A 9,310-nucleotide genomic window follows, 5' to 3' on the forward strand; every position below is an offset into this window, starting at 1 on the left:
CTTCGAACTCGGCATCGACAAAGCTTACGGCGCGCAAGAATTAACGACTCAGGACACTAGACCGTCGTGCGCGAGTGACCGAACAGGTCGCGTGTGACGCCGGAATGCGCAGCGACGAGAAGACCGAACTGGCCGCACCGCGGCGAAGCACCGGCGGCTGCACGGCCCAGTGACCATCTACCTGTTCGTCGACGCGGAGAACGCCAGCAGCACCAACGTCAAGCGTGCCCGCGTAGTGCTCAAGACTTCCTGTGCCCCCTACTTCGAGTGCCGCAGCGCTGCGGCTTCGCCCACACAGGCATTGACGCCTCGCTGGCCCGGAGATCATCGAGGTGTACGGCGAGTCAAAATGCATCTGTTAGACACCGCTTGCAAGATGCTGGACAACGGTGGTGCTGGCAGGCGAACTTGGTCGCAGCCGACTGTCGAGCTCGGGGCACGGCAAACCAAGGAACACTGCTGCAGCTGGTGCACGCGCTGCCCGATTCTGAGGTGGGTGCGGTGCGGGTGCTGGGTTTCTACGATCTCGCGATCGTGCCGATCGACGCAGTCACCCTCCGTCGTGCTGATGTGCTGCCGAACCTGTCGACGTCAGGCAGGAGCGCATCTTCTCATCGTGGTAACCGATGTTCGGGCTGCGTTGGTCGATGTCTTGACCGAGGAATTGGGCCCACCCTCAACTCTGGTGACAAGCATCTGCACGACGGTTGGTTGACCGCGTACGTGCCCTCCGGGCGGTCGATTGGGCTCTGAAAGCCACCGGTTGGGGTCCGGCGACACCTGGGTTCGTTGACCTGTGGCCACGGTGACCGGAGGGGAGACGGCCGCTCGATGAGACGAGATCGATCGGGCAGCCGCCGTGGCTGGCATGGCCTCAGGGCGTCCTGGATCCCCGATCGGAGGACCGCTACCGAGCATGCGATCAGGTTTCTTTACTGAGTCTCATCTGGAGCAAGATGTTTCGCCACCGAAACCTTCGGCGAGTGCGGCCGCGGTCGGCCTGGTTCCGCGAGAGCAGCTCGAAGAGCCAGTGATCGGCCTGGCCGACTAGAACGAGGATCCTTGGGCGTCTGGGACTCTGAGCCTGCCACGCCTCCAACGACTGATGGTGTCCAGCACCGCGCCATGACCACAAAGCCAACTCGTCGGCGAGCTGTACAGGGTGATGTCGTCGGGCGCGTGACCATTACGACGTACGACTGAGTCATCGACCCACCCCTGCGTGATGTCCTGCGGGGTAAGAGCCGGCAGGGCGACCGCAGGCCGACCAGATGACATGGCTGGTACACGACCGCAGCCGGTGCTTCAGCGCGATCCAGTCTTCGGCGATCTTCGCGCCCCGCTCCGCGTCGGAGAGCCTCTGACCGTCACCTCCAGCACATTTAGTTCGTCAGTGTTCATTCATGTTCGCCCGTGGGTGAGGCGGCATTCGTCCTTGCCCGGCTTCGAGTTTCTTGCCTGTCTTCCACGGTTCTCTGACTTGCTGTGATCGACCGCTCCGCCACCCTGCCGACATCGATGAGCTGGCGTCCTGATCACCCGCAAGTCATCGGGTCTCGGTCACCATAGGGGGCCTCCACCCGAATCGAATGCCATGCCCCGACCAGAGCATGCACACGAAGACTTGGCGTGACGCCAAGCCCGGTATTGGTGCGGTGTCATGGTGCGCTGAGGAATTCAGCGCACCACGTCACCCGCGTCCTCGATGAGCAGCCGATGTTGCGCAAGACCACCGAGGTTGCACCCGCCGACTGGATCGACCGAGCCCGACGCGGACCCTTGTGCGGCGCGGCGCCCGTGTGAGCAAGAGCTGCAGCGGGAACCTGTCAGCCCGGCAGCAACCGCCACAGATGGTCCGGCGTGCGAGTGTCGCTGAACTGAACCACTTGAGCGGAATCGGCGTACGACATGCCATCTACCGCCAGTACCTTGCTGGAGTTCTTGTTCTGCAGCCGCCACAGTCCGTCGGTGTCCGGGCGCAAGCGCCACAGATGGTCCGCTGTTCCGTTGTCGGCGAACTGCACGACGCGCGCGGAGTCCGCTGTGGACATCTGGTTGACCCCGAGCACCTTGTTCGAATTGGAGTTGCGAATGCGGAAGTAGCCGTCGGAGTCGGGCACGAACTGCCACAGGTGGTCGCGGGTGCCGTTGTCGGCGAACTGCACAACGCGCGCGGAGTCCGCTGTGGACATCTGATCAACACCGAGCACCTTACCCGAGTTGAGGTTCTGGATCTTGACGATCCCGTCGGGAACCATCTGCCACAGGTGGTCGCGGGTGCCGTTGTCGGCGAACTGCACAACGCGCGCGGAGTCCGCTGTGGACATTTGATCAACACCGAGCACCTTACCCGAGTGCACGTTGCGCAGCCGGAACCGACCGTCGTTGTTGTCGACCAGTTCCCAGAGGTGGTCACGGGTGCCGTTGTCGTTGTACTGCACCACCTGGGCAGAGTCCGAGGTGGACATCTGATCAACACCGAGGACTTTGCCGGAATGTTCGTTGCGCAACTTCACCTGGCCGTTGCCGACGTCGACGAACCGCCACAGGTGCTCTGCGGTGCCGGTGTCGAAGACCTGAACGACATTGGCGGAGTCCGCCGTCGACATGGCGTCGACGGCAAGGACCTTGCCGCTGTTGAAGTTGCGCACGCGCACGAGCACACCCGGCGTGCCCCAGCCTCGGGTGCCGCCGCTGCGCGGGAAGGCCGTGATCCGCAACCGGGCCGCACCAGCCGGGATCAACGTCGCCTGCCGAGAAGGCGCAGCGGTCCACACAGGACTGTCGTTGAGGGTGCCGATCACCTGTTCGCTGTCCGCGGTCCAGTCAGGCAGGTCCCGGACACGCGCAGTGATGCGCACCGGAGCGTTCGTGGTGGAGAACGGGTCGTTGAGGTCGCCGCCGGACCTGCTCACGGTCAGCGGTGTGCCGGCGTCGAGCGCGACGTTCCAGCTTGAGCCAGCTGTCACCTCGAGCTCGGGCCAGTCGGCTGTTCCCGCGTAGCGGTTCCACCGTTCATCGATTCTCAGCGAATAGGTCAAAGGGCCTTGCTCGACCGAGACTGCGCTGTGGTTGACCGTCCAGGTCTTGAGCGACGCGGTCATGGGCAGGCTCAGCACCAGAACGTCACCGGGAGCCCACCGCCGACGAATCATGGTGAACCCACCGGTCGCGGAAATCGTCACAGCCTGGCCGTTGACCGTCGCGGACGCTTGCTGGCACCACCGAGGTACGCGGAGTATCAACGGGAACTCAACCGACTGTGCCGGCTGCACCCGGAAGGTGATGGTCTCACCGAACGGATAAGTGGTGTCCTCGTTGATCGTGATCGCGACACCACCGGCGACCGTCGTCGTGACCCGGCATGGCCCGTAGTGCGCGGCGACCAGACCCCCGTCGTGGGTCGCCCACCACATCTCCTCGACGAAGTAGGGCCAGCCCTGGCCGTAGTTGTGCGGACAGCAGCGATATTCGTCCACGCCGGGCTTGTAAGCCAACATTGCGAACCCGTTCTGAAACTGCCTTCGCCTTTTGGTGACGTCGTCAAGGCGCATGACGTTGGCTGGCGTGACGTAATGCGTCACCTTCCCGGACGGGTCGAGCGCGGCGGGAAGCAGGTTGAACGCCAAGTCCTCGGCGCGATCTGCCCACACCGCGTCGCCGGTGATACGTCCCAGCAGCTCATGGCTGGCCATGTACTCCACGACGCCGCAGGTCTCGAACCCTTGCCGGGGGTCACCGAATCCAGGACGCGCGTTCTCGTCTCCGGCGAAACCGCCCCCAGGGAACTGCCCGTAGTCGCGCATCACGGTGTCGTAGGCCCGGTAGGTGGCTTCGCGATGCGCACTGTCACCGGACAACAGCCAGTACTGCGCGGGCTCGCGGAAGCCTTGGGCGATGTTGACGTTGTGCAGGGTAGGAAGAGGCCCTGACCAGTTCGCCGAATGCCGGTGGATGCGGTGGGTCAGGTCCACCAGGGCGGGATCGCCGGTTCGCTCATGCAGCCACGCGATCACATCGAGCATGTCACCCCAGCGCGTGGCGCCCCAGCCGTCGGAGAACACGGCGTCCGGCTGCCTGGTCATGAAGGAGAAGAACCGTGTCAGCACCGTGATGACGCGATCGTCATGGCAGTACTCCGCCCACGAGCGCAGCGCGTGCAGCATCGGCATGTGTGGCCAGAAGTCCGCGTGTCCGTTGAGCGAGGATCGCAGTTCACCCGGACCGAAGAAGCCGTCGGCCGCCTGGGTGGCCAGCACCGCCCCGATCCACCGCTCGGTGTCGCGCAGCACCCGCGCGTCGCCAGTTACGTAACCGAGATCACCGAAGCCGCGCAGCCAGTACGGCACCTCCTCCCATCCAGCGTTGTTCGGATGCACCCAGCCTGAGCGGTCGAACCGCAGGAAGTGCGAGATCTGCTCAAGTCGGCCGTTGAGACCGTTGAGCTGCTTGTCGAGCTGGGTTGCCAGCCATCCATGTGCTGTGACTGCGCCTGGTGGTAAGCGGAGGTAGGTCGGCTGCCGGAACGGTGCTCGCGCCGTGTTCACCGCTTGGTCGGGTGGTGTTTGTGTCTGTGCGGAGGCGCTGCTTGCGCTCCCTTGCAGGACATTGGGAGCTGCTGCGAGCGACGCGCCTGCAGCTAGGACCGTTCTGCGCCGAATCGTCATGGTTCTTCCTCGCGTCATCGGTAGCCTACGGAGCTACAAGTTTTACAACGTTGTATCAGCGGACGGAGAAGATCAGGCTCATGAACTGATCTCGACCCGCCTTCGCCTGGCTCCAGGCACCGCCTGGAGCCAGGACCAGCTCATCTGGCCTTCGCGATCCCCGCAAGTGGACTCGCCGCCATCCGGGGTCCCCTGGTGACCACACGCCGGCGGCCTATTGCTGCTACCTCCACCATTACGACCACGACCGCCCTATTTCGACGGAACAGTCGCCCAACCTCGCGAAAAGCGCTTTACTCTTCGCTTCGCGAAAAGTACTCGTACGACAAACGCGAACAAACTCATGCGCTCGCCTGCCGCTGCTGTTCACGCTAGGCGACGCGACGGGCTGGCGATGTGCCGCAGTCGCAATACCATCTTCGCCTCGCGGTCGATGCCAGCGAGGTGGACTTGGTGCGCGTGGAAGATCGACTCAACGTGGCAGCGGCATCTGTTTCGTCGAGCAGTCGCTCTTCGAAGGCCGTGAACGCTTCCTCGCCGGTCAGCAGTGCTGTGGCGCGTTCCCGCCGCGTCTCGACAACCTGCTCCGTCCGTTCTGGCTGGCCGCCTGCTGCGCGAGAAGACGAGACCGATCGCCCGTGCCGAGCACGACGTAGTCAATTGCGGCGATACCTGCAAGCTCGGGTCTGGCACGCAGCCAAGTTCTTCTCGACCAGTTCCAAGATACTCACCGAGGTCATCGTGCCTCGATCCGGCACTGCAACTGTGTCATTCACCGCCAAAAAGGCGAACCTCGTGCGCAGAACCCATGAACTTGACTCATCTCGCCTCGCCCCAGGACTGGCTCTCCGATGGCACAAGCGGCAGTTCAGATCGACATGAACATTGAAGTCGCTGTCGACGGTCGCGGCACGGGTTGCACACGACCACAGATGAAGACGAGGACAGGAACCTGCCCACTGGATTGAGCATCTCGCAAAAAAGCTCTTGCAGATAGAAGCCTCAATGCGTAGGCCACCAATGCCACGCCTGACTAGCAGGATTCAACTGCCCTGAGCGACGGGAACTGATCATTCTGACTGGTCGAGTTGTGAAACCGCGTGCTTCCTGAAGTGACATTGCTGTAACACGGACTGGACGTGCCATTTTCCATGGAAATCCGGAATTGCAAACGAGAGCCGTCGTGGTGGCAGTTGTTCCGCACTGCGACCACAGTCGTCCGCGGGCTCGAGCTTCCGATCGGACTGACGATGATGACGTCAAGACAATCGGGCAGTTCATTCTCCGCCGATGCGTTCGACTGCACAGAGCTGATTGAGAGCAATCCGATCGAGACACAGGCAGTCATCAAGACAGCGGCAAGTTTTGATTTCATCAGATTCTCCGGTTCGATTCTTGCGCCTATAGAGTTTTCGAAGCTGAATCTAGGCCACCAGAGGTGCAAGCACAGGTACGCCACTGGGCGTATCAAGCGTGCTATCTGCTCAGCCGAGGCAGGCAGCCGCACTGAAATTTGTTGCCGTCGCGATGGATTCGATAGTCCATTCTGGCGACGACGGACCGCAGTGTCAACCTAGATTCCTCGAACACCGGGATTTTTCGGGGATGTCAAGGACGGAGCGCGATCAACTGGTTCCCCGGCATCGTCTGTCAGCCGCAGCAGGCCCGCCCGTTTCATCCGATCCGCTCAAGCGCAAAGACAAGATCGCTGACGGGCCAGCCACTTGTGGTCCTGAAATACAGGACTGGGCAAGAAATTTTTGGAAGATGGTGTCGAACCTCGGAGTTCGTTCGTGAGCGGGCCGAGATCTTGCACAGGCCCGCTCTGCTGCCGCCGGGTAGGCGAATCTGAATAGGCCTGCCCCAATGATGGCAATCTAATTGGACCCGACATCCTTTTTCGGCGAACTCGGCGACGGTGGCGTCGACGTCACCGTGCATCATGTAGAGTTCGCGCCTGTCTGACCCTTCGGCATGGCGACCGCCACTTCCGCCGGCGAGAGGTTGGCCATCCAATCACTGGTATCGAGGCGCGGCGAGCGTTGGCATCGCGACTGTCCATCACCATGAGTGTGCACCATTGTTCGTAGCCGCACGTGCCTGTTCGACAAGTCGGACTAACCCTCGGGTGTCAGCCGTAATCGCGTTGTGGCACGGTGGATTCGGCTGTCCAGCCGCAGAAATTCTTGGATCTGCACCGTGCTTGCACACCCCGATTCGTCCCTGTCGATTGGAGACGGCACCGTGACCGTCCGCATCGCCCTGATCCTGTTGCTGTTCTTCTCAGCCATCGTTCTACCTAACGCAATGAGCGCATCGGCTCAAACAGCGGCCATGGTGTCGATCAAGGCATACAACTCCGCCAACGGATACGTACAGCACGCTTTCGGCGTTGGCCGGGTGGACGATCTGACCGCATCGAGCCCTGTCGAATCGAAAGCCGATGCCACGTGGAATATCACACGAGGACTTTCCGGTAGCTGCGTCTCGTTCGAGTCCCGCAACTACCGCGCCACTTCCTGCGCCACCGCAACGGCGAGGTGGTTCTCCAGCCTCGTCAGGACGACGCCCATTACCAGCGGGACGCCACGTTCTGCGCGGCGCCCGGACTGGCCGACAGCGGAGCAGTGTCCTACCGCGCCATGCAGTTTCCGCGCGCCTATCTGAGGCACGCCTTCGGGGTCCTGCGGCTGTCCGACAACGACGGCAGCGGTCAGTTCGCGCGTGACGCAACCTTTTAGCCGGTGAGCCCCTTGCTCACCGGCCGCTTCTTCAATCCGCTGGTCGAGCGTGCGGCCGATCCGAGCATCGTCCGGACAGGAGGGTTCTACTACCTCGTGCTGGTCGACGGATTCCACAACATCACCATCCGCCGGTCAGCCACGCTCGATGGCCTGCACGAGGCGACCCCTTCGGTGGTGTGGCGGCCCCCTGCCTGTCCGGCCGCAGCCTGCGCCGAGGTATGGGCCCCTGAGCTCCAACTCGTCGACGGGACCTGGTGGATCTACTTCGCAGCCGAGAACGGCGGCGGCAACGCGAGCCACCGCATGTACGCGCTGTCTGGACGCGGCCCAAACCCGGATAGCCTACGACTTCCAAGGTCAGGTCGCGCTGCCCGACGACGAGTGGGCGATCGACGGCACCTTCCTCACTCATCAGCGCGAGAGCTACTTCCTGTGGTCGGGATGGCGCAACGGTGACCCGACCGTCCAGCACCTCTACATCACCAGGATGTCCGGCCCGATGACCTCGACGGACGCACGGTTCACCATCGCGAGTCCCGGCGCGCCTGGGAGGCGGTGCCCAGCCAGTTCGGCGTACGCGTCAACGAGGCACCCCAAGCCGTGGTCGGACCGAACGGTCAGCTCACCGTCGTGTTCTCAGCAAACGGGAGCTGGACCGACGACTACTGCCTAGGACTACTGGTCCTGGTCGGCCAACCCACCGACGCCGCGGGGTGGCGGAAGTCCACGCGGTGTGAGTTCAGCAAGAACGATGGAGCGGCGGGGCCGGGTCACAACACGTTCTTCGACGTCGACGGCAACCCTGGCTCGGCTACCACGCGATGGCCCTCCCAGGCAGCGGATGGAATGGCCGCAGCGTGCGTGTACAGCCCATGTCCTTCCGCCCGGACGGCACGCCGCTCCTCGGCGTTCCGATCGCCATCCGCAAGCCGATCCGCGAACCCTGAGCCCAAATTCATTCGCGGATCGGCGGCGTTCGAATGCTCTGACTGGCCAGTTGAACGACCCTCCGGTACCTGTGGTGGAGGCACTCATGTGAGATGGGCTGGATGCGTCGATGCCGGGAATAGCAGGCAGAGTGGATTTGTCTACGGCGATGTGCTGGGAAGTGATGCGTTCGGCGTTCACAGGCCGGTTGCTCTACACCGTGAACGCATTGCCTTCAGCACTGCCTGTGCGCATCGCCGTGCATCAGGAGTCAATTCTCTTTGCCATCGACTCCAAGACCGCGTTTCAAGTGTTGCCGCACGGCCACAACTTTTGCGCGCTGCACGTGGACGATGTGTGTCCGCAGAAAGTGGTATGTCGCTCGGTGGTCGTACTCGGAGCCGCCGATCGTCTGTGTGGTGATGATCCCGTGCTGTTGTCGGCGTTCGGTTTGACAGCACGCCCTGAAGACTTCGTGTACGCGAGGATAGAGCCGACTGTGATCAATGGAGTGGCTGTCGACCTGTGCGACTAGCAGGAGCATCAGCGAACCGCACCGCCAACGTCATGCTTAACGCGAGCGAAAGTGCGGCGAAGCTCAGGCAGCAACGGGCTTCTGGGGTGCACGTCCATCGGGCGTCTATGGTTGCGGAAACTGGTCGCCTGGCGCCGAGGACCCGGACGAGGGCGGGAGCGCAAACTCGATGGGTGTCTTCGGGAAAGGGAGAGCTCGCGCACCCGGAAGCGTCTCGAGTTGCCGGAAGCGAGGCCTCCGCAGCGGAGCAACAAGGCAGGGCCGGACGAAAGTCTTCAGAGGTATGGCAGCAGTGGCGTGGCAAGCGGTTTGCGGATGTGGGGTCGGGGTGATGACTTGACATCGAGCACGCCACTCGTGGCTGAAGCTGGTGCTCAGGCGAACTCCCAGACACCGTTGAGGTTCTGCCACTCGGTGCGCACCAGCTGCGGGCGCGG

General features: G+C 62.8%; 3 protein-coding genes and 1 pseudogene. 3 read left to right on the forward strand and 1 reads right to left on the reverse strand.

Going from position 1 to position 9,310, the window contains the following annotated elements:
• Nucleotides 1–1,826: 1,826 nt before the first annotated feature.
• Entirely contained in the window at nucleotides 1,827–4,667 is a 2,841-nt protein-coding gene (locus IEY88_RS43645; RefSeq protein WP_189160777.1) for an RICIN domain-containing protein, read from the reverse strand.
• A gap of 2,334 nt (nucleotides 4,668–7,001) precedes the next feature.
• Between IEY88_RS43645 and IEY88_RS43650 the strand changes: the two are divergent.
• The 3 genes and pseudogenes from IEY88_RS43650 (at nucleotide 7,002) to IEY88_RS43660 (ending at nucleotide 8,873) form a co-directional block, all read left to right on the forward strand.
• Nucleotides 7,002–7,408: pseudogene (locus tag IEY88_RS43650) on the forward strand (AbfB domain-containing protein).
• A gap of 3 nt (nucleotides 7,409–7,411) precedes the next feature.
• Nucleotides 7,412–7,867, forward strand: coding sequence for a family 43 glycosylhydrolase (locus IEY88_RS43655; protein WP_189160779.1), 456 nt, complete (start codon nucleotides 7,412–7,414; stop codon nucleotides 7,865–7,867).
• A gap of 622 nt (nucleotides 7,868–8,489) precedes the next feature.
• Nucleotides 8,490–8,873, forward strand: coding sequence for a pyridoxamine 5'-phosphate oxidase family protein (locus IEY88_RS43660; protein WP_189160780.1), 384 nt, complete (start codon nucleotides 8,490–8,492; stop codon nucleotides 8,871–8,873).
• Nucleotides 8,874–9,310 lie beyond the last annotated feature (437 nt).

It is taken from the genome of Lentzea pudingi (assembly GCF_014646255.1).
Taxonomy (GTDB): domain Bacteria; phylum Actinomycetota; class Actinomycetes; order Mycobacteriales; family Pseudonocardiaceae; genus Lentzea; species Lentzea pudingi.

What these genes read in the sequence shown, in the direction of transcription:
- IEY88_RS43645 (WP_189160777.1), bottom strand. Translation starts at nt 4,667, where the DNA reads ATGACGATTCGGCGCAGAACGGTCCTAGCTGCAGGCGCGTCGCTCGCA.